This is a genomic window from Pseudomonas sp. HLMP (genome assembly GCF_046365545.1).
GTDB classification, from domain to species: Bacteria; Pseudomonadota; Gammaproteobacteria; order Pseudomonadales; family Pseudomonadaceae; genus Aquipseudomonas; species Aquipseudomonas guariconensis_B.
Map to the genome: position 1 here is coordinate 3,042,020 of NZ_JBDLLR010000001.1, position 19,156 is coordinate 3,061,175.

The following is a 19,156-nucleotide window of genomic DNA, read 5'->3' on the forward strand; positions in this document are numbered from 1 at the left end:
GCCGCGATGGCTCTAAGACAAAAGTGGTTCAGGGTGGCGCCGCGAGCGCGGATGGTCAAGGGCCGGGCAGATGGAATGGCTATCCGGAGTGTGCTAAAAATGCCCACAGCTTCAAGCTGCAAGCCCCAAGCTGCAAGAAAAGGCCCGCCATGCTCCGATCCGCTTTTTCTTGCCGCTTGAAGCTTGGCGCTTGAGGCCTGAAGCTTGCCGCTCTCCGCGAGCATCGATGGTAGCGAAGATATGGAACAACCCCTGAAGGTGATGGTGATCGACGACTCGCGCACGATCCGCCGCACCGCCCAGATGTTGCTCGGCGAGGCGGGCTGCGAGGTGATCACCGCCAGCGATGGCTTCGATGCCCTGGCCAAGATCGTCGACCACAAGCCACAGATCATCTTCGTCGATGTCCTGATGCCACGCCTGGACGGCTACCAGACCTGCGCGGTGATCAAGCACAACAGCGCCTTCAAGGATACCCCGGTGATCCTGCTGTCCTCGCGCGATGGCCTGTTCGACAAGGCCCGCGGCCGGGTGGTCGGCTCCGACCAGTTCCTGACCAAACCATTTAGCAAGGAAGAACTGCTCGATGCGATCAGGGCTCACGTGCCCGGGTTCGCCGTGCAGGCACAACACGCACCCTGACCCCGTCCGCCATGGCGGTGTCTTCTTTCCTTTGATGGGGAAACAGCATGGCCCGAGTTCTGATTGTCGACGACTCGCCGACAGAAATGTACAAACTGACTGCCTGGCTGGAAAAGCACGGGTACCAGGTGCTCAAGGCCGACAACGGCGCCGACGGCGTGGCCCTGGCCCGCCAGGAAAAGCCCGATGCGGTGCTGATGGACATCGTCATGCCCGGCATGAATGGCTTCCAGGCCACCCGCCAGTTGAGCAAGGACGCCGAGACCAGCGCCATTCCGGTGATCGTGGTCACCACCAAGGACCAGGAAACCGACCGGATCTGGGCCAAGCGCCAGGGCGCCCGCGACTTCCTGACCAAGCCGGTGGAAGAGGCCGCGCTGATCGGCAAGCTGCAAGAAGTGCTCAAGGTTTGACCACCCGCCCCCACGGCGCGTCGCTGACCGCCTTCGAGCTGTTGCTGGACATCGACCGGCGCTGCCGCCTGCTGGTGGCCGACCAGCCCCTCCAGGACACCCGGGTGCAACACTGGAGTGGCATCGGCTTTCGCATCGCCGGGCAGTGGTTCGTGGCGCCCATGGGCGAAGTCGCCGAGGTGTTGCGCGAGCCGCGCAGCAGCCGGGTGCCAGGCGTGCAGCCATGGGTCAGCGGCGTGGCCAACCTGCGTGGCCGGCTGTTGCCGGTGATGGACCTGTGTGCCTTCTTCGGCCTCGGCCCGGCGGCGCCGGGCAAGCAGCGCCGGGTGCTGGTGCTGGACCACGAGGAACTGTTCGCCGGCCTGCTGGTGGACGAGGTGCTGGGGTTGCAGCACTTTGCCCTGAGCAGCCTGGAGCTGGCGCCGCCGCAGCCGCTGCTGCATGCCGCGGCGCCCTTCGTCCAGGGGCATTTCCCCCGTGAGCGCAACTGGGCGATCTTCAGCCCGTTCGCCCTGGCCCAGGCGCCGGGCTTTCTCGATGTGGCGTTGTAGAGGACCGACCGTGAACAAGCCCGTCACCCCCGTCACCCCACCAGCCGTGACGCCGCGTGCCCGTAGCAGTGCGCAGATCACCGTGCTGTTCGTGGTGCTGATCCTGTCGATCATCCTGCTGTTCGCCAACTTCGCCTACCTCAATACCCAGTCCACCTACGACAAGCAGTACATCGGCCACGCCGGCGAGTTACGGGTGCTGTCCCAGCGTATCGCCAAGAACGCCACCGAGGCGGCGACCGGCAAGGCCCTGGCCTTCAAGCTGCTGAGCGATGCGCGCAACGACTTCGAGCGGCGCTGGAGCTACCTGCGCGAGGGCGACAAGGCCACCGGCCTGCCGCCGGCACCGACAACCGTGCGCGACGAGATGGCCGCCGTGCACCAGGACTGGGAGAACCTGCGCAAGAACACCGACACCATCCTGGCCAGCGAGCAGACCGTGCTGTCCCTGCACCAGGTGGCGGCGACCCTGGCCGAGACCGTGCCGCAGCTGCAGGTCGAGTACGAGAAGGTGGTGGAGATTCTGTTGCAGAGCGGTGCGCCCGCCAACCAGGTGGCCGTGGCCCAGCGCCAGTTGCTGCTCGCCGAGCGTATCCTCGGCTCGGTCAATACCGTGCTGGCCGGGGACGACAGCGCGGCCCAGGCCGCCGATGCCTTCGGCCGCGACGCCAGCCGCTTCGGCCAGGTGCTCGAAGGCATGCTCGGGGGCAACCCGGCGATCCAGGTGACCAAGGTCGAGGACCCGGATGCCCGCGCCCGCCTGGCGGAGATCGCCGAGCTGTTCCAGTTCGTCGCAGGCTCGGTGGACGAGATCCTCGAGACCTCGCCCGAGCTGTTTCGCGTACGCGAGGCGGCCGGCAACATCTTCAGCCTGTCGCAGACCCTGCTCGACGAGGCCTCGCACCTGGCCAACGGCTTCGAGAACCTGGCCAACGGGCGCACCCTCGACACCGTCGGCGGCTACGCCCTAGGCCTGCTGGCGCTGGCGTCGATCATCCTCATCGGCCTGGTGATGGTCCGCACCACCCGTCGCCAGTTGCGCGACACCGCCGAGAAGAACGAACGCAACCAGCAGGCGATCATGCGCCTGCTCGACGAGATCGAGGAGCTGGCCGACGGCGACCTGACCGTCACTGTCTCGGTCACCGAGGACTTCACCGGCGCCATCGCCGACTCGATCAACTACTCGGTCGACCAGTTGCGCGACCTGGTGGTGACCATCAATCACAGCGCCGAGCAGGTCGCCGCCGCGGTGCAGGACACCCAGAACACCGCGCGCCAGCTGGCCAAGGCCTCGGAGCACCAGGCCGAGCAGATCAGCGAGGCCTCGCTGGCGGTGGGCGATATGGTCGAGTCGATCGACCGGGTCTCGGCCCATGCCTACGAGTCGGCCAAGGTGGCCGAGCGTTCGGTCGCCATTGCCAACAAGGGCAACGAGGTGGTGCACAACACCATCCAGGGCATGGACAACATCCGCGAGCAGATCCAGGACACCGCCAAGCGGATCAAGCGGCTGGGCGAGTCTTCCCAGGAAATCGGCGATATCGTCAGCCTGATCGACGACATTGCCGACCAGACCAACATCCTGGCCCTTAACGCGGCGATCCAGGCCTCGCTCGCCGGCGAGGCCGGACGCGGCTTCGCCGTGGTCGCCGACGAGGTGCAGCGCCTGGCCGAGCGCTCGTCGTCGGCCACCCGGCAGATCGAGGCGCTGGTGCGGACCATCCAGGCCGACACCAACGAGGCCGTGATCTCCATGGAGCAGACCACCGCCGAGGTGGTGCGTGGGGCCCGCCTGGCCCAGGACGCCGGCGTTGCCCTGGCGGAGATCGAGGGGGTATCGCAGACCTTGGCCGAACTGATCCACAGCATCTCGGATGCTGCCCAGTTGCAGACGTCCTCGGCCGGTCAGATCTCCCACACCATGGCGGTGATCCAGCAGATCACCGCGCAGACTTCCGCCGGCTCCGGCGCCACCGCCGACAGCATCCGCCACTTGGCACGCATGGCCAGTGAAATGCGCCGCTCGGTGTCCGGTTTCACCCTGCCGGCGCCTGCCGAGCGACCTTGAGGAGCCACCGATGGTCGCTGCAGCAGTGAGCCCCGAACGTCACGACACGGTTGCCCTGGCCTGGGCCAAGGCGCCCATCCTCGATTGCCTGGGGCAGGCGCGCCAGGCGCTGGAGCGCTTTGCCAGCGAGCCGGAAGACCCGGCGGTGCTGGCCTTCTTCGTCGACAACCTGCACCAGGTGCAGGGTTGTCTGCGCATGCTCGAACTGCGCGGCGCGGCGCGCCTGGCCGAGGAACTGGAACTGCTCGGGCGGGCCATGGCCGACGGCCAGGTCAGCCCCCGTGGCGACTGCCTGGGGGCACTGTTCCGTGGCCTGGAGCAGCTTCCGCCGTACCTGGAGCGTTTGCGCAGCGCCCGTCACGACCTGCCGCTGGTGATGCTGCCGCTGCTGAACCAGCTGCGCGGCTGCCGCGGTGCCGACCCACTGTCCCAGGGCTGCCTGGTGGGCGATGCGGCGCAGCGCCTGGCGGGTGCCGCCGACCTGGCCAACCTCGACTTGTCCCTGGGCAACTGGCGCGAACAGCTGCAGGCCGGCCAGGGCCGCGATGCCCTGCGCTCGGTGGTGATGGCGCTGTGTGACGACCTGGTGCGCATCAAGGAGCGCCTGGACCAGTTCGTGCGGGGCGACCGCCAGCAGAGCGAGCAGCTCGAAGCGCTGTTGGCACCGCTGCGCCAGGTCGCCGACACCCTGGCCGTACTGGGATTCCAGCAGCCGCGGCGGGTGATCGTCGACCAGGTGCTGGCCCTGCAGGCCCTGGCCCAGGGCGAGCGGGCAGCGGACGACGCGGTATTGATGGATATGGCCGGCGCCCTGTTGTACGTGGAGGCGACCCTCAATGGCATGATCGGCCCGCTGGAGGAGGCCGGCCAGGCAGGGCTGCCCGGGGCGGACCTGGCGCAGATCCGCCAATTGGCGCTGAACGAGTCGCTGGCGGTGTTGCAGCAGGCCAAGGACCTGATCGGCGACTGCCTCGAGTCCGGTTGGCCGCGCCAGCGCCTGCAACCCTTGCCGGGCCTGTTGCAGCAAGTGCGGGGGGCGCTGGCGATGCTGATGCTGCCGGCCGCCGCCGAGGTATTCGGCGCTTGTGCCGGCTATGTGCAGGGCTGGCTGTCGCACCTGGACGAAGAACCGCCGGCGGACGAGCTGAACCACCTGGCCGAGGCCCTCAGCGCCGGTGAGTGCTACCTGCAATGGCAGGTGGCCGACCCCTTGGCCGATGGCCAGCCCTTCATCGACATGGCCTGTGTCAGCTTGGCGGCGTTGGGCGTGCCGTGCCGGCAACAGCAGGCGAGCGTCGAGGCCGAGGCGATCGACGACGAACTGCGCCAGGTGTTCCTCGAGGAAGCCGGCGAGCTGCTCCCGGAGGTCGAGCGCCACTGGCTGCGCTGGCGAGCGGACAATCGCCTGCACGATGCCCTGGTCGAGGTACGCCGTGCGCTGCACACCCTCAAGGGCAGCGGGCGGATGGTCCATGCCGAGGCTGTCGCGGAGCTGGCCTGGGGCGCCGAGCATCTACTCAACCGCGTACTGGAGGGGCGCATCGCGCTGGGTGCCGAAGGGGTAGTGGCCTTGCAGCAGGTGTTCGTGCGCCTGCCCGACCTGCTCGCCGATTTTGCGGTCGGCCAGTTGCCGCCGCTGGATGAGGTCGAGCAACTGGCCGGCCACCTGCACGCGCTGGCGATGAACGATGCGCCTGTGGCCAGCGAGGTCGAGGGGTTCGATCCGCAACTGCTGGAGATCTTCCGCAACGAGGCGCTGGGCCACCTCGGCCGTCTCGAAGCCTTCCTGCAGGCGGCCGACGGGCAGGGGGCGCCGGTCAGCGACAGCCTGCAGCGCGCCTTGCACACGCTCAAGGGCAGCGCCGCCATGGCCGGCGTCATGCCGATCGCTGAACTGGCCACTGCCTTCGACCGCCTGGTGCGCGAATACAAGGGGCACCAGTTGCGCTTGCAGGTCGCGGAGCTCGAATGGCTGGAGGCGGCCCGCTCATTGTTCCACGTGGGCCTGGCCCAGCTGGACAGCGCGCCGCTGGCGGCCATCCCCGGTGCGGTGGAGCTGATCGAGCAGGTCGGCGAGGCGGTGGATGCGCGCCTGGCGGTCCTGCAGGACGAGCCTCTGCACACGCGCAGGGTCAAGCGCGATCCCCAGTTGATCGCCCGCTTCCTGGCCCAGAGCATGGACATCCTGCTCGATGCCGAATCGTTGCTGTCGTGCTGGCAGGAGCATCCCGGCGAGCGCCAGGAACTGGATGCCTTGCTCGACGAACTGACCACCCTTGGCCACGCTGCCCATCTGGCGGACCTGTGGCAGGTGGATGAACTCTGCGAGGCCTTGCTCGACCTGTACGGTGCGGTGGAAGAGGGTAGCCTGGCGGCCAGTGCGCGCTTCTTCGCCCAAGCTCAGCAGGCCCATGAAGCCTTGATCGACATGCTCGACGAGATTGCCGCCGGCCAGGAGGCGACCGCCCGTCCGGAGTGCCTCGCCGCCTTGCGTGGGCTGCTGGACGACGCCCTCGAGCCAGGTGCCACGGGCCTGGTGGGCCAAGATGCGGTGACACCGCTGGCCTCACCCGGGCCTGTAGCGCAAGAGACGGACAGCCCGGGCGACAACGAACTGCTGGAAGTCTTCCTCGAAGAAAGCTCGGACATCGTCGAAAGCGCTGCCGCCGCATTGGAACGCTGGCAGGCCGACCCGCGCAGCAGCGTCGAGATCGAGAACCTGCTGCGCGACCTGCACACCCTCAAGGGCGGGGCGCGGATGGTCGAGATCGCTGCCATCGGCGACCTGGCCCACGAACTGGAGTTTCTCTACGAGCTGCTGGCCGCCGGACGCCTGCCGCCCAGCCCGGCCTTGTTCGCCCTGCTGCAGAATTGCCACGATCGCCTGGCGCACATGCTCGATGCGGTTCGCCTCGGCCAGCCGCTGCATGCCGCCACGGCGTTGATCGACTACATCCGCAATTTCAGCAGCGCCGCCCTGGCCGACAGCGTGGCCGCCCAGGCCGAGGCGGCGCCTGCCGAGGCGCCTGCCGCCGCCCCCGAGCGCCCGGCGGGCGACATGGTCAAGGTCGATGCCGAGCTGCTCGATGACCTGGGCAACCTGGCCAGCGAGCATTCGGTGATCCGGGGGCGCATCGAGCAACAGATCAACGATGCCCAATTCGCCCTCAACGAGATGGAGACCACCCTGGAGCGCATGCGCGACCAGTTGCTGCGCCTGGACATCGAGACCCAGGGGCGCATGTCCAGCCGCTACCAGCCCGAGGGCGATGCCTACGACGACTTCGACCCCTTGGAAATGGACCGCCACTCCCAGTTGCAGCAGTTGTCCCGGGCCTTGTTCGAATCGGCCTCGGACTTGCTCGACCTCAAGGAAACCCTGGCCCAGCGCGCCCAGGAGACGCACAGCCTGCTGTTGCAGCAGGCACGGGTCAACAGCCAGCTGCAGGAAGGCCTGACGGCCACCTTGATGGTGCCTTTCGAGCGCCTGGTGCCGCGCTTGCAGCGGGTGGTCCGGCAGGTGGCCAGCGAGCTGGGCAAGCAGGTCGAGCTGGTGGTCGGCAATGCCGAGGGCGAACTGGACCGCAGTGTCCTCGAACGCATGGTGGCGCCCCTGGAGCATATGCTGCGCAACGCCGTCGATCACGGCCTGGAAGCCCGCGAGGTGCGCCTGGCCGCCGGCAAGCCGGAGCTTGGGACCATTCACCTCAACCTGCTTCACGAAGGCGCCGACATCGTCATCGAGATGAGCGACGACGGTGCTGGCGTGCCCCTGGAGGCGGTGCGCAACAAGGCGATCAAGCGTGGCCTGCTGTCACCCCGGGCACAGCTCAGCGACCACGAGATCCTGCAGTTCATCTTGCGCCCCGGTTTCTCCACCGCCGAGAAGATCACCCAGATCTCCGGGCGCGGCCTGGGGATGGACGTGGTGCACGAAGAGGTCAAGCAACTGGGCGGCTCGATGAGCATCGAGTCCAGCCCTGGCAAGGGCGCGCGCTTTTTGATCCGCCTGCCGTTCACCGTGTCGGTGAACCGGGCCTTGATGGTGCACCTGGGCGAGGAGCAGTACGCCATCCCGCTCAACACCATCGAAGGCATCGTGCGTGTGCCGCCCGCCGAGCTGGAGGCTTGCTACCAGTTGGACCCGCCGCGCTACACCTACGCCGGCCACGCATACGAATTGCGTTACCTCGGCGAATTGCTGCAGGGGACGGCCCAGCCCAGCCTGCTGGGGCAGAGCGTGCCGCTGCCGGTCCTGCTGCTGCATGCCCAGGCGCAGTCGTACGCGATCCAGGCCGACAGCCTGTCGCCGAGCCGCGAGATCGTGGTCAAGAGCCTGGGGCCGCAGTTCGCCGCGGTACCGGGGCTGTCGGGGGCGACCTTGCTGGGCGATGGCCGGGTGGTGCTGATCCTCGACCTGCTCGGCCAGCTACGGGGCCAGCAGCGCCGCCTGGCCCGCCTGCCGGGCGGCCAGGGTGGGCCGCGCCCGCTGTTCGGCCCGGCGCCACGGCGGCGCTTGCTGGTGATGGTAGTGGACGACTCGGTGACCGTGCGCAAGGTCACCAGCCGTCTGCTGGAGCGCCACGGCATGAGCGTGCTGACCGCCAAGGACGGTGTCGATGCCATGGCTCAGCTTGAGGCGCATCGCCCGGACGTGCTGCTGCTGGACATCGAGATGCCACGCATGGACGGCTTCGAGGTGGCCACCCGAGTGCGTCGTGACACCCGCCTGAAGGATCTGCCGATCATCATGATCACGTCCCGTACCGGCCAGAAGCACCGCGACCGGGCCATGGCCATCGGGGTCAACGAATACCTGGGCAAGCCCTACCAGGAGTCGGTCCTGCTGCAGAGCATCGCCCACTGGAGCCAGCCTCATGCTTGAACATATCGCCGGCCAGCGCAGCAGCCTGACGGGCCTGCTGCTGCCTTTGGGCGACCGCACCCTGGTGCTGCCCAACGTCGCCGTGGCCGAGCTGATCGGCCAGCGTGCCTTCGCCTGCCGCCCGGGCAACCCGGCTTGGCACCTGGGCTGGATCGACTGGCGTCAGCAGCGCTTGCCGCTGATCGGCTTCGAGGCCGCCTGTGGCGGCGAGACTGCCTGCGGGGAGCGCTCGCGCGTCGTTGTGCTCAACGCCCTGGGCGACACCGGGCTACGCTATCTGGCGCTGCTGCTGCAGGACATCCCCCGCTCATGCAAGCTCGACAGCCAGCTCAACTATGTGGACGTGCCCTTGGCCAGCCTGGAACTGGCGGCCGTGCAGGTCGGCGAGCAGGTCGCGCGGGTACCGGACCTGGCGGGTCTCGAGCGGCTAGTCCGCGAAGCCTCCCCAGCTTCAAGCCTCAAGCCGCAAGCTTCAAGCTGATCGCTGCCTGCTTTTTCTTGTAGCTTGCAGCTGCCCCTGGGAACCCGCGTCGACTGCAGAGGTCTGTGCTTGCATGTATCACGGTGAACGTTTCAACGCCTGGACGCACCTGGTCGGTGCCGTGCTGGCCTGCATCGGTGCCATCTGGCTGATCGTCGTGGCCGGGCTGCAGGGCGACCCCTGGAAGATCGTCAGTTTCTCCATCTACGGCGCCACCCTGCTGCTGCTCTACAGCATCTCCACCCTCTACCACAGCACCCGCGGGCGGGCGAAGGTGATCATGCGCAAGCTCGACCATCTGTCGATCTACCTGCTGATCGCCGGCAGCTATACGCCGTTCTGCCTGGTCAGCCTGCGCGGGCCCTGGGGCTGGAGCCTGTTCGGCGTGGTCTGGGGCCTGGCCGTGGTCGGCATGCTGCAGGAGATCAAGCCGCGCTCGGAGGCGCGGGTGCTGTCGATCATCATCTACGCGGTGATGGGCTGGATCGTCCTGGTGGCGGTCAAGCCCCTGCTGTACAGCCTGGGAGCCGCCGGCTTCGCCTGGCTGGCGGCCGGCGGGGCGTTCTATACCATCGGCATCATCTTCTTCGCCTTCGACAGCCGCTTTCGCCACTGGCATGGCATCTGGCACCTGTTCGTCATCGCCGGCAGCCTGTTGCACTTCATCGCCGTGTTCTTCTACGTGCGTTAAAAGTCGCCCCACAACTGCTGCGCCACCGACAACGCCACCACCGGCGCGGTCTCGGTGCGCAGCACACGTGGGCCGAGGCGGGCGGCGTGGAAACCGGCGGCCTTGGCCTGCTCGACCTCGGTATCGCTCAAGCCGCCTTCCGGGCCGATCAGGAAGGCCAGGCGCGCAGGTTTGGCATGGCGGGTCAAGGGCTCGGCCACCGGGTGCAGGACCAGCTTGAGGTCCGCGTCGCTCGCCTTGAGCCATTCGGCCATGGCCACCGGCGGGTGGATCACCGGCAGGGTCGAGCGGCCGCATTGCTCGCAGGCGCTGATCGCTACCTGGCGCCAATGGGCCAGTCGTTTGTCGGCGCGTTCGTCCTTCAGGCGCACCTCGCAGCGTTCGCTGACGATCGGGGTGATTTCAGTGGCGCCCAGTTCGGTGGCTTTCTGGATCGCCCAGTCCATCCGTTCGCCACGGGACAGGCCCTGGCCCAGGTGAATGCGCAGCGGCGATTCGGCCTGGCCGGGCAGGGCCTGGTCGAGGGCGACGCGCACGGTCTTCTTGCCGACTTCGAGCAACTGGCCACGGTATTCCTGGCCGCTGCCGTCGAACAGTTGCACGGCGTCACCGGGGACCATGCGCAGCACGCGGCCAATGTAGTGGGCCTGGGCCTCGGGGAGTTCGTGCTCGCCGAGGCCCAGGGGGGCATCGATGAAGAAGCGGGACAGTCTCATGAAGGGCTCGACAGTAAAGTGGTGACGCATTCCGTGTGGGAGCGGGCTTGCCCGCGAATGCGTCCGATCAGGCAACGGGGCCGTGCTGGCTGGCGCATTCGCGGGCAAGCCCGCTCCCACAGGGGAATGCGCGATGCTTGTGGTCAACCCGGATCGCGGAAATCGGGGTGGAAGTCCTTCGGCACCGTCACGCTGACGCTGTCGCGGGTGGCGATGTCGATGCCTTCGCTGGCCACTTCGGCCAGGAAGTCGATCTGTTCCGGGGTGATCACGTACGGCGGCAGGAAATACACCACGCTGCCCAGCGGGCGCAACAGGGCACCACGGGTCAGGGCATGCTCGAAGACCTTCAGGCCACGCCGTTCCTGCCAGGGGTAGGCGACCTTGCCGGCCTTGTCCTGGACCATCTCGATGGCCAGGGCCATGCCGGTCTGGCGCACTTCGGCCACGTGCGGGTGGTCGGCCAGGTGCGCGGTGGCGCTGGCCATGCGCGCGGACAGGGCTTTGTTGGCCTCGATCACCTGGTCCTGCTCGAAGATGTCCAGGGTCGCCAGGGCCGCTGCGCAGGCCAGCGGGTTGCCGGTGTAGCTGTGCGAATGGAGGAAGGCGCGCAGGGTCGGGTAGTCGTCGTAGAAGGCCTGGTACACCTCGTCGGTGGTCAGGCAGGCGGCCAGTGGCAGGTAGCCGCCGGTCAGCGCCTTGGACAGGCACAGGAAGTCCGGGCGGATGCCGGCCTGTTCGCAGGCGAACATCGTCCCGGTGCGGCCGAAGCCCACGGCGATCTCGTCATGGATCAGGTGCACGCCATAGCGGTCGCAGGCCTCGCGCAGCAGCTTGAGGTACACCGGATGGTACATGCGCATGCCACCGGCCCCCTGGATCAGCGGCTCGACGATCACCGCGGCGATGCTGGCGTGGTGTTCGGCCAGGGTCTGCTCCATGGCGGCGAACATGTTCCGGGAATGCTCTTCCCAGCCCATGCCCTTTGGGCGCAGGTAGCAGTCGGGGCTCGGGACCTTGATGGTGTCGAGCAGCAGTGCCTTGTAGGTTTCGGTGAACAGCGGCACGTCGCCCACCGACATGGCGGCGATGGTCTCGCCGTGGTAGCTGTTGCTCAGGGTGACGAAGCGCTTCTTGTCGGGCTGGCCCTTGTTCTGCCAATAGTGGAAGCTCATCTTCAGCGCCACTTCGATGCACGACGAGCCGTTGTCGGCATAGAACACCCGCTCCAGCCCGGCCGGGGTCATGGCCACCAGGCGTTCGGACAGCTCGATCACCGGCTGGTGGCTGAAACCGGCCAGGATCACATGCTCGAGCTGGTCGACCTGGTCCTTGATGCGCTGGTTGATGCGTGGGTTGGCATGGCCGAACACGTTGACCCACCAGGAGCTGACGGCGTCCAGGTAGCGCTTGCCCTCGAAGTCTTCCAGCCACACGCCCTCGCCACGGCGGATGGGGATCAGCGGCAGGTGCTCGTGGTCTTTCATCTGGGTGCAGGGGTGCCACAGGACCTTGAGGTCGCGTTGCATCCACTCGTTGTTCAGGCCCATGGGCACTTCTCCTGGCGACGCGGCGTGTATGAACCGGTAAGCCTAAGCAAAGCCGGCGGACGGGACAACCGCAGTGCTGACTGAAACAAAAAATCCAGTGCTGCTAGGCACTTGATGGCGCTGTGCTGGCGAGGTTCGCATACCTGACGTATTCTTAACGCATCACCCCCTGGGGGCTCGTTTCCCCCCTTTTTTCGTCATCTCTGATCCGGAGTTCGCCAAAATGGCTGCTGCTTGGGTGCGCCTGTGCGCGTTGATATTGATCGGTGTGTCCAGCGGTGCCGCGCTGGCAAAGGACAAGACACCGTCGGCGATCGTGGTGGGTGGCGGCCTGGCGGGCCTGACCGCAGCCTACGAACTGCAGAACAAGGGCTGGCAGGTCACCCTGCTGGAGGCCAAGTCCGGCATGGGAGGACGCTCGGGCCTGGCCACCAGCGAATGGATCGGCAACAGCAAGGCTCAGCCGGTGCTCAATCAGTATCTGGAGCGTTTCAAGCTTGAAACACTGCCGGCGCCGGAGTTCGTGCGCACCCCCGGCTACCTGATCGACGGCGAATACTTCAGCGCCGCCGACCTGGCCACCAAGCAGCCAGTCACTGCCGAAGCGCTCAAGCGCTACGAGAAGACCCTCGACGACCTGGCCCGTTCGATCGACGATCCGCTGAACCCGGCGGCCAACAGCACGCTGTTCGCCCTCGACCAGATGAACGTCTCCACCTGGCTGGACAAGCTGCAGTTGCCGACCACTGCGCGCCAACTGATCAACCAGCAGATTCGCACCCGCTACGACGAGCCCTCGCGCCTGTCGCTGCTCTATTACGCCCAGCAGACCCGTGTCTACCGTGGCGTCAGCGACCGAGACCTGCGCGCCGCGCGCCTGCCAGGCGGCAGCCCGGTGCTGGCCCAGGCGTTCGTCAAGCAGCTCAAGACCATCAAGACCAGCTCGCCGGTGACCGCCATCGTCCAGGACAAGAACGGCATCATGGTCAAGGTCGGCGATGTCGGCTACCAGGCCGATTACCTGGTCATGGCCGTGCCGCTGCGTGCGCTGGCGAAGATCCAGATGACCCCGGGGCTGGACAGCCAGCACCTGGCGGCCCTCAAGGGGACCAACTACGGCTGGCGCGACCAGATGATGCTCAAGTTCAAGCAGCCGGTATGGGAAAGCCGTGCGCGCATGTCTGGCGAGATCTTCAGCAACGCCGGCCTGGGCATGTTGTGGATCGAGCCGGCGCTCAAGGGCGGGGCCAACGTGGTGATCAACCTGTCCGGTGACAATGCGCGCCTGTTGCAGGCGTTCGGCGACAAGCAGATGGTCGACCAGGTCCTGATTCGCCTGCACGCCTTCTACCCGCAGGCCCGTGGTGCGTTCACCGGCTATGAAGTGCGCCGCTACAGCACCCAGGCCGGCATGGGCGGCGCGTACCTGGCCTACGGGCCAGGGCAGATCAGCAAGTACTGGCGCCTGTGGGAGCGCCCGGTGCAGCGTATCGCCTTTGCCGGCGAGCACACCGATGCCCTGTACCCGGGCACCCTCGAAGGCGCCCTGCGCAGTGGCCAGCGGGCGGCCAGCCAGGTGCAGGACCTGGCGGCCGGCAAGTCGTTCGAGCCGGCCAAGGCCAAGCCGGTGGCTGCGGCGCCTGCCGTCGGCAAGGACAAGCCAGCCGGCTTCTTCTCACGCCTGTTCGGTGGCGACGACAAGCCGCAGCCCAAGGAAGCCCCCGTCAAGGCGGCGCCCGAGGCGGGCTGATTCGATGTAATGGGCGGGGCTGCTTCGCGCCCCATCGCCGGCAAGCCGGCTCCCACAGGGTGGACTGCCCCCGAAAAGTTGGACAGGTTAGCTAGCGACCTGTGTGGGAGCCGGCTTGCCGGCGATGGGGCGCGAAGCGGCCCCAAGTACGCTCCCCGCGACAACACCTCATCTCCCGTCTACCGTTAATGTTTCCTTAATAGGAAGCTCGCACACTACATATCGGATTTGTCGATAATCCGAAGCAAGTTTTTCCGCTTTTATTCGATACGTTTCGCGCTAGTCTGTGCGCAGCTTTCACGGGGAACATGCCAACATGCAACTGCGCAACTCACCTTCTCGCTATGGCCTGGTCAGCATCGTCCTGCACTGGGGCGTAGCCCTGGCGGTCTTCGGCCTGTTCGGCCTGGGCCTGTGGATGGTCGGCCTCGACTACTACAGCCCATGGCGCAAGTCGGCGCCCGACCTGCACAAGAGCATCGGCCTGATACTGCTGGCGGTGATGCTGCTGCGCGTGCTCTGGCGCTTCGTCAGCCCGCCACCACCGGCACCGGCCAACCACGGGGCATTCACCCGGCTGGCCGCCAAGCTGGGGCACCTGGCACTGTACCTTGGCCTGTTCGCGGTGATGATCGCCGGCTACCTGATCTCCACCGCCGACGGTGTCGGTATCCCGGTATTCGGCCTGTTCGAGGTGCCGGCGCTGCTCAGCGATCTGCCCGACCAGGCGGACACTGCCGGGGTCATCCACCTCTACCTGGCCTGGGGGCTGGTGATCTTCGCCATCCTGCATGGCCTGGCAGCCCTCAAGCACCATTTCATCGACCGTGACGCGACCCTGACCCGCATGCTGGGCCGCAAAGCTTGACTCTCAACCTCAATTGCAAAGGAAGGAAGTAAGGATGTTGAAAAAGACTTTTGCCGCCCTGGCGCTCGGTACCGCCCTGTTCTCCGCCGGCCAGGCCATGGCCGCCGAATACAAGATCGACAAGGAAGGCCAGCACGCGTTCGTCGACTGGAAGATCAGCCACCTGGGCTACAGCTTCATCCACGGCACGTTCCGCGACTTCGACGGTGCGTTCACCTGGGACAGCGCCAAGCCCGAGGCCAGCAAGATCAACGTGGACCTGAAGACCGCCAGCCTGTGGTCGAACCACGCCGAGCGTGACAAGCACATCGCCAGCGCCGATTTCCTGGACGTGAAGAAGTATCCAGAGGCCAAGTTCGTTTCCACCAGCGTCAAGCCGACCGGTGACAAGACCGCCGACGTGACCGGCGACCTGACCCTGCACGGCGTGACCAAGCCGGTCACCTTCAAGGCCGTGTTCAACGGTGAAGGCAAGGACCCATGGGGCGGCGAGCGTGCGGGCTTCAACGCCACCACCACGCTGAACCTGAACGACTTTGGCATCAAGGGCCCGGGCCCAACCTCCCAGACCCTGGACCTGGACATCAGCATCGAAGGCGTGAAGAAGTAACGCGCTGATCCCTTAGGGCTGCTGTGCGCAGCCCCAACGGTTTGCTGGTCAGCGATTGCGGGTCAGCAGGGCAGGGCGCTCGCCCCGCGGACGGCTCGGCAGATCATCCAGTTGCTCGGGCGTTGGGTAACGGTCGAGCTTGGACTCCTTGCGAATGATCACCGGCTGCTGCTGTTCGCGCTGTTCGCGTGGGTTGCGCACCGCTGGCTCCTGCCGGGAGAAGTCATCGCGGCCCGCGCGGTTGCGCCCGGCGTTGCCATCACGGCGCGCGCCACCGTTGTTGTTGCGGGCACGCTTTTCGCCGGAGCCCTGGCGCTGACCACCGCCATTGCGGCCCTGGCCCCCCGCGTTACGCTGGCCGTTGCCCTGGTTGGCGTTGCCGCCATTGCCACCGGGGCGACGGTTGCGGCCCTGGTTCTTGGCGTTCTGGTAGGGGCTTACGTAGTCGGCACGGTTGCCGAAGTTGTCGATATCGTCATCCAGGAATTCCTCCGGGTCACGATCGGCCGGAATCGGCGGGATGCTGGCCTGCGCCTGGCCAGCCTGTTGGCGTGGCTTCTTGTTGTCGCGTGGCTTGCGCGCTTGCTTCTGCTGCTTGTCGCCGGCCTTGGCCTTCTCGGCGGGCTTCTCGGCGGCCTGCTGCTTGGCCTTGCCTTTGTCCTTGCCCTTGTCCTTGCGCCCGCCGCTGCCTTCCTTGCCACCTTCGCCGCGTGCCTGGTTGCGCCCGCCACGACCGCTGTTCTGCGGACGTTCACGGACTTCCGGCTTCTCGGCTTCCACCTGGCTGGGGTCGAAGCCCATCAGGTCGCCATCGGGGATCTTCTGCCGGGTGACGCGTTCGATGCTCTTGAGCAGCTTCTCTTCGTCTGGCGCCACCAGCGAGATGGCTTCGCCCGAGCGGCCGGCACGGCCGGTGCGACCGATGCGGTGGACATAGTCTTCCTCGACGTTGGGCAGCTCGAAGTTGACTACGTGGGGCAATTGGTCGATATCCAGGCCACGCGCGGCGATATCGGTGGCCACCAGCACGCGCACGGTGTTGGCCTTGAAGTCGGCCAGGGCCTTGGTGCGGGCGTTCTGGCTCTTGTTGCCGTGGATCGCGGCGGCGCTCAGGCCGTGCTTTTCCAGGTACTCGGCCAGGCGGTTGGCGCCATGCTTGGTGCGGGTGAACACCAGCACCTGTTCCCAGGCGCCCAGGGTGATCAGGTGCGCCAGCAGGGCGCGCTTGTGGCTGGCTGGCAGGCGGTAGACGCGCTGCTCGATACGCTCGACCGTGGTGTTCGGCGGCGTGACCTCGATGCGCTCGGGGTTGTGCAGCAGCTTGTCGGCAAGGTCGGTGATGTCCTTGGAGAAGGTGGCCGAGAACAGCAGGTTCTGGCGCTTGGCCGGCAGGCGGGCGAGGACCTTCTTGACGTCGTGGATGAAGCCCATGTCGAGCATGCGGTCGGCTTCGTCGAGGACCAGGATCTCCACGTGGGCGAGGTCGACGCTGCCTTGGCCGGCCAGGTCGAGCAGGCGGCCGGGGCAGGCCACCAGGACGTCGACGCCCTTGGCCATGGCCTGGATCTGCGGGTTCATGCCGACGCCGCCGAAGATGCAGGCGCTGACCAGGTGCAGGTCACGGGCATAGACCTTGAAGCTGTCATGCACCTGGGCGGCCAGTTCGCGGGTCGGTGTCAGCACCAATACCCGTGGCTGGCGTGGGCCGTGGCGCTGGGACTTGTCGGGGTGGCCGCCGGGGAACAGGCGCTCGAGGATCGGCAAGGCGAAGCCGCCGGTTTTGCCAGTACCTGTCTGGGCGGCGACCATCAGGTCGCGGCCTTGCAACACGGCGGGAATGGCCCGCTGTTGCACCGGAGTGGGCTGGGTATAGCCCGCAGCCTCGATAGCGCGGACAAGAGCCTCGGAGAGACCGAGGGAAGCAAAGGACATGGGCAATCCTGTTCTCGTGGGGGCTGGGCCCGATGGGATGATCTGCCTGGCGCGACGGGCATCGGAAGGATGCGATCGCGTCCGGTCCAGCAGGGCGTCACTGCGCATCCGGGAAGCGGCGGGCGGGCACTGGGGGGTGCGTTGCCGACGGTCGAGATGCCTGTTGCGAGGCCGAGCGTCCGGGCGTGAGCCGGGCGGGAAGGCCCGAGTATAACAGAGCTATCGCGGTGTGCCGCGTTCCTGCTGCTCAACGGTGTCAGGAATATCGGCGCCATCGCCGTCATAGCGTGCGTTGATCGCTGCATAGGCCGGTTCCAGCTTGAAGCGCCGCAGTTCGGCGGCGAACGCCTGGGCCAGTTGCTCGCGGCCTGGTTTGCGTGCCAGGCCCAGGTACTGCGGGTGGCGGCTGATCACCAGGGGCAGTTCCTCGACCTGCCGCTCGAGCCCCAGTTGGCGGCGTAGGTAGCGCCCGCCACGGCGGTCGGTCACCAGCAGGTCGATGCGGCCCAGGAGCAGTTTGCCGAAGTTCGCCTCGAGGGTGGGCGCCGCTTCCCGGCGAAACAGCGGGGATTCGCTGAACGCGGCACTGTAGGCGTAGCCCGGGGCAGTGCCCACGGTCAGGCCGGCGAGGTCTTCCAGGCGTTCGACGGCATGACGCCGGGCACGGGCCTGGAACAGCACGAACTCGACCTGCGACATGGGCTCGTCCGGGTAGACCAGGTAGGGCCTGCGCGAGTCGAGCCGGAAAATGTCCATCACGCCGTCGGCCTGGCCCTGCTCGACCATGGCCAGGCAGCGCTTCCACGGCAGGAACTGCCAGTCGATGTCGAAGCCCAGGCGTTTGAACACTTCGTTGGTGACTTCGTAATCGATGCCCCGCGGCTGGCCATTGTCCCGGTAGATGTAGGGCGCCCAGTCGTCGCTGACCAGGCGCAGACGCTCGGCCTGGGCCAGCGGGCCCAGGCAGGCGAGCAGCAGGAGGCAGAAGAGGCGGGTGACATGGCGCATGGCGGGCAGGGTACGCCGTCCGCCGGTCGATGGCCAGAGAGCCGCTGCGCAGGGCCTGGACGCACCTTTTCGGTGCTCATCCAGGCCCCTGCCGGATTAGCGTGGCAGCTTGAGGTTGTTCCAGATCGCCAGGCTCGGCTCGGCCTGGTTCAGGGTGTAGAAGTGCAGCCCGGGTGCGCCGCCTTGCAGCAGTTGCTCGCACATGCGGGTGATCACTTCCTCGCCGAACGCCTGGATGCTGCGGGTGTCGTCCCCGTAGGCTTCCAGCTGCTTGCGGATCCAGCGCGGGATCTCGGCGCCGCAGGCATCGGAGAAGCGTGCCAGCTTGCTGTAGTTGGTGATCGGCATGATGCCGGGTACCACCGGAATGTCCACACCCAGCTTGCGCACGCGCTCGACGAAGTAGAAATAGCTGTCGGCGTTGAAGAAGTACTGGGTGATGGCGCTGTCGGCGCCGGCCTTGACCTTGTGCACGAAGTTGGCCAGGTCGTCCTCGAAGTTGCGTGCCTGGGGGTGCATCTCGGGGTAGGCGGCGACTTCCAGGTGGAAGTGGTCACCGCTTTCCTGGCGGATGAACTCGACCAGGTCGCTGGCGTAGCGCAGTTCGCCATAGGCCATGCCCATGCCCGACGGCAGGTCGCCACGCAGGGCGACGATGCGCTTGATTCCGGCTGCCTTGTATTGGGCGATCAGGGTGCGCAGTTCGTCCTTGCTGTCACCGACGCAGGACAGGTGTGGCGCGGCGGCTACCTTGGCCTCGCTTTCCAGTTGCAGCACGGTGTTGAGGGTACGGTCGCGGGTCGAGCCCCCTGCGCCATAGGTGCAGGAGAAGAAATCGGGGTTATAGGTGGCCAGCTGGCGGGCGACGCCCATCAGTTTTTCATGGCCGGCCTCGGTCTTGGTGGGGAAGAACTCGAAACTGTAGCGGCGTTCTTGTGACATCACTCGTTCCTCGAGCAGCGGGCTTGAGCTTCAAGCGGCGAGCTGC

General features: G+C 66.7%; 14 protein-coding genes and 1 pseudogene. 10 read left to right on the top strand and 5 right to left on the bottom strand.

Annotated elements, in window-relative coordinates:
• The first annotated feature begins 240 nt into the window (after positions 1–240).
• From ABFA30_RS14245 to trhA, 7 genes are all read left to right on the top strand, one after another.
• The gene (locus ABFA30_RS14245; RefSeq protein WP_225788850.1) at positions 241–642 is read left to right on the top strand and encodes a PleD family two-component system response regulator; all 402 of its coding nucleotides are present in this window, start codon (positions 241–243) and stop codon (positions 640–642) included.
• A gap of 47 nt (positions 643–689) precedes the next feature.
• Entirely contained in the window at positions 690–1,055 is a 366-nt protein-coding gene (gene pilH / locus ABFA30_RS14250; protein WP_225788851.1) for a twitching motility response regulator PilH, read from the top strand.
• On the top strand, positions 1,052–1,606 hold the full coding sequence (locus tag ABFA30_RS14255) for a chemotaxis protein CheW (protein ID WP_225788852.1): 555 nt from the start codon (positions 1,052–1,054) through the stop codon (positions 1,604–1,606). The genes pilH and ABFA30_RS14255 overlap by 4 nt, the downstream gene beginning before the upstream one ends.
• A gap of 10 nt (positions 1,607–1,616) precedes the next feature.
• Positions 1,617–3,677 carry a methyl-accepting chemotaxis protein gene (locus ABFA30_RS14260; protein WP_225788853.1) on the top strand — a complete coding sequence of 687 codons (2,061 nt, stop codon included), beginning with the start codon at positions 1,617–1,619 and terminating at the stop codon, positions 3,675–3,677.
• 10 nt (positions 3,678–3,687) lie between these two features.
• The gene (locus ABFA30_RS14265; protein WP_253168195.1) at positions 3,688–8,562 is read left to right on the top strand and encodes an Hpt domain-containing protein; all 4,875 of its coding nucleotides are present in this window, start codon (positions 3,688–3,690) and stop codon (positions 8,560–8,562) included.
• Entirely contained in the window at positions 8,555–9,043 is a 489-nt protein-coding gene (locus tag ABFA30_RS14270; RefSeq protein WP_225788855.1) for a chemotaxis protein CheW, read from the top strand. The genes ABFA30_RS14265 and ABFA30_RS14270 overlap by 8 nt, the downstream gene beginning before the upstream one ends.
• A 73-nt stretch (positions 9,044–9,116) precedes the next feature.
• Positions 9,117–9,734 (top strand): PAQR family membrane homeostasis protein TrhA, encoded by a 618-nt coding sequence (trhA, locus tag ABFA30_RS14275; protein ID WP_225788856.1) that lies wholly within the window; start codon positions 9,117–9,119, stop codon positions 9,732–9,734.
• Here the strand turns inward: trhA and ABFA30_RS14280 are convergent.
• Both ABFA30_RS14280 and ABFA30_RS14285 read right to left on the bottom strand, forming a co-directional pair.
• Positions 9,731–10,450, bottom strand: a complete 720-nt coding sequence (locus tag ABFA30_RS14280; protein ID WP_410045585.1) for a 16S rRNA (uracil(1498)-N(3))-methyltransferase — start codon at positions 10,448–10,450, stop codon at positions 9,731–9,733. The genes trhA and ABFA30_RS14280 overlap by 4 nt on opposite strands.
• A 143-nt stretch (positions 10,451–10,593) precedes the next feature.
• Positions 10,594–12,000, bottom strand: coding sequence for an adenosylmethionine--8-amino-7-oxononanoate transaminase (locus ABFA30_RS14285; protein ID WP_225788858.1), 1,407 nt, complete (start codon positions 11,998–12,000; stop codon positions 10,594–10,596).
• 223 nt (positions 12,001–12,223) lie between these two features.
• On the opposite strand from ABFA30_RS14285, the pseudogene ABFA30_RS14290 reads away from it, so the two are divergent.
• From ABFA30_RS14290 to ABFA30_RS14300, 3 genes and pseudogenes are all read left to right on the top strand, one after another.
• Positions 12,224–13,741: pseudogene (locus ABFA30_RS14290) on the top strand (flavin monoamine oxidase family protein); the annotation flags it as partial.
• Between the two features lie 325 nt (positions 13,742–14,066).
• Positions 14,067–14,618: a cytochrome b gene (locus tag ABFA30_RS14295; protein ID WP_225788859.1), complete on the top strand. Its 552-nt coding sequence runs from the start codon at positions 14,067–14,069 to the stop codon at positions 14,616–14,618.
• Positions 14,619–14,652: 34 nt separating this feature from the next.
• Positions 14,653–15,228, top strand: coding sequence for a YceI family protein (locus tag ABFA30_RS14300; protein ID WP_225788860.1), 576 nt, complete (start codon positions 14,653–14,655; stop codon positions 15,226–15,228).
• A 48-nt stretch (positions 15,229–15,276) separates the two neighbouring features.
• Here the strand turns inward: ABFA30_RS14300 and ABFA30_RS14305 are convergent, their stop codons facing one another.
• From ABFA30_RS14305 to metF, 3 genes are all read right to left on the bottom strand, one after another.
• Positions 15,277–17,160 (bottom strand): DEAD/DEAH box helicase, encoded by a 1,884-nt coding sequence (locus ABFA30_RS14305; RefSeq protein WP_253102778.1) that lies wholly within the window; start codon positions 17,158–17,160, stop codon positions 15,277–15,279.
• Between the two features lie 219 nt (positions 17,161–17,379).
• Positions 17,380–18,168, bottom strand: coding sequence for a substrate-binding periplasmic protein (locus tag ABFA30_RS14310; RefSeq protein WP_225788862.1), 789 nt, complete (start codon positions 18,166–18,168; stop codon positions 17,380–17,382).
• A gap of 96 nt (positions 18,169–18,264) precedes the next feature.
• Positions 18,265–19,110: a methylenetetrahydrofolate reductase [NAD(P)H] gene (gene metF, locus ABFA30_RS14315; RefSeq protein WP_225788863.1), complete on the bottom strand. Its 846-nt coding sequence runs from the start codon at positions 19,108–19,110 to the stop codon at positions 18,265–18,267.
• Positions 19,111–19,156: the final 46 nt, after the last annotated feature.

Excerpts from the sequence above, each read along its gene's own strand:
- ABFA30_RS14245 (WP_225788850.1), top strand. The coding sequence starts at position 241 with ATGGAACAACCCCTGAAGGTGATGGTGATCGACGACTCGCGCACGATC.
- pilH (WP_225788851.1), top strand. The coding sequence starts at position 690 with ATGGCCCGAGTTCTGATTGTCGACGACTCGCCGACAGAAATGTACAAA.
- ABFA30_RS14265 (WP_253168195.1), top strand. The coding sequence starts at position 3,688 with ATGGTCGCTGCAGCAGTGAGCCCCGAACGTCACGACACGGTTGCCCTG.
- ABFA30_RS14270 (WP_225788855.1), top strand. The coding sequence starts at position 8,555 with ATGCTTGAACATATCGCCGGCCAGCGCAGCAGCCTGACGGGCCTGCTG.
- trhA (WP_225788856.1), top strand. The coding sequence starts at position 9,117 with ATGTATCACGGTGAACGTTTCAACGCCTGGACGCACCTGGTCGGTGCC.
- ABFA30_RS14280 (WP_410045585.1), bottom strand. The coding sequence starts at position 10,450 with ATGAGACTGTCCCGCTTCTTCATCGATGCCCCCCTGGGCCTCGGCGAG.
- ABFA30_RS14285 (WP_225788858.1), bottom strand. The coding sequence starts at position 12,000 with ATGGGCCTGAACAACGAGTGGATGCAACGCGACCTCAAGGTCCTGTGG.
- ABFA30_RS14295 (WP_225788859.1), top strand. The coding sequence starts at position 14,067 with ATGCAACTGCGCAACTCACCTTCTCGCTATGGCCTGGTCAGCATCGTC.
- ABFA30_RS14300 (WP_225788860.1), top strand. The coding sequence starts at position 14,653 with ATGTTGAAAAAGACTTTTGCCGCCCTGGCGCTCGGTACCGCCCTGTTC.
- ABFA30_RS14305 (WP_253102778.1), bottom strand. The coding sequence starts at position 17,160 with ATGTCCTTTGCTTCCCTCGGTCTCTCCGAGGCTCTTGTCCGCGCTATC.
- ABFA30_RS14310 (WP_225788862.1), bottom strand. The coding sequence starts at position 18,168 with ATGCGCCATGTCACCCGCCTCTTCTGCCTCCTGCTGCTCGCCTGCCTG.
- metF (WP_225788863.1), bottom strand. The coding sequence starts at position 19,110 with ATGTCACAAGAACGCCGCTACAGTTTCGAGTTCTTCCCCACCAAGACC.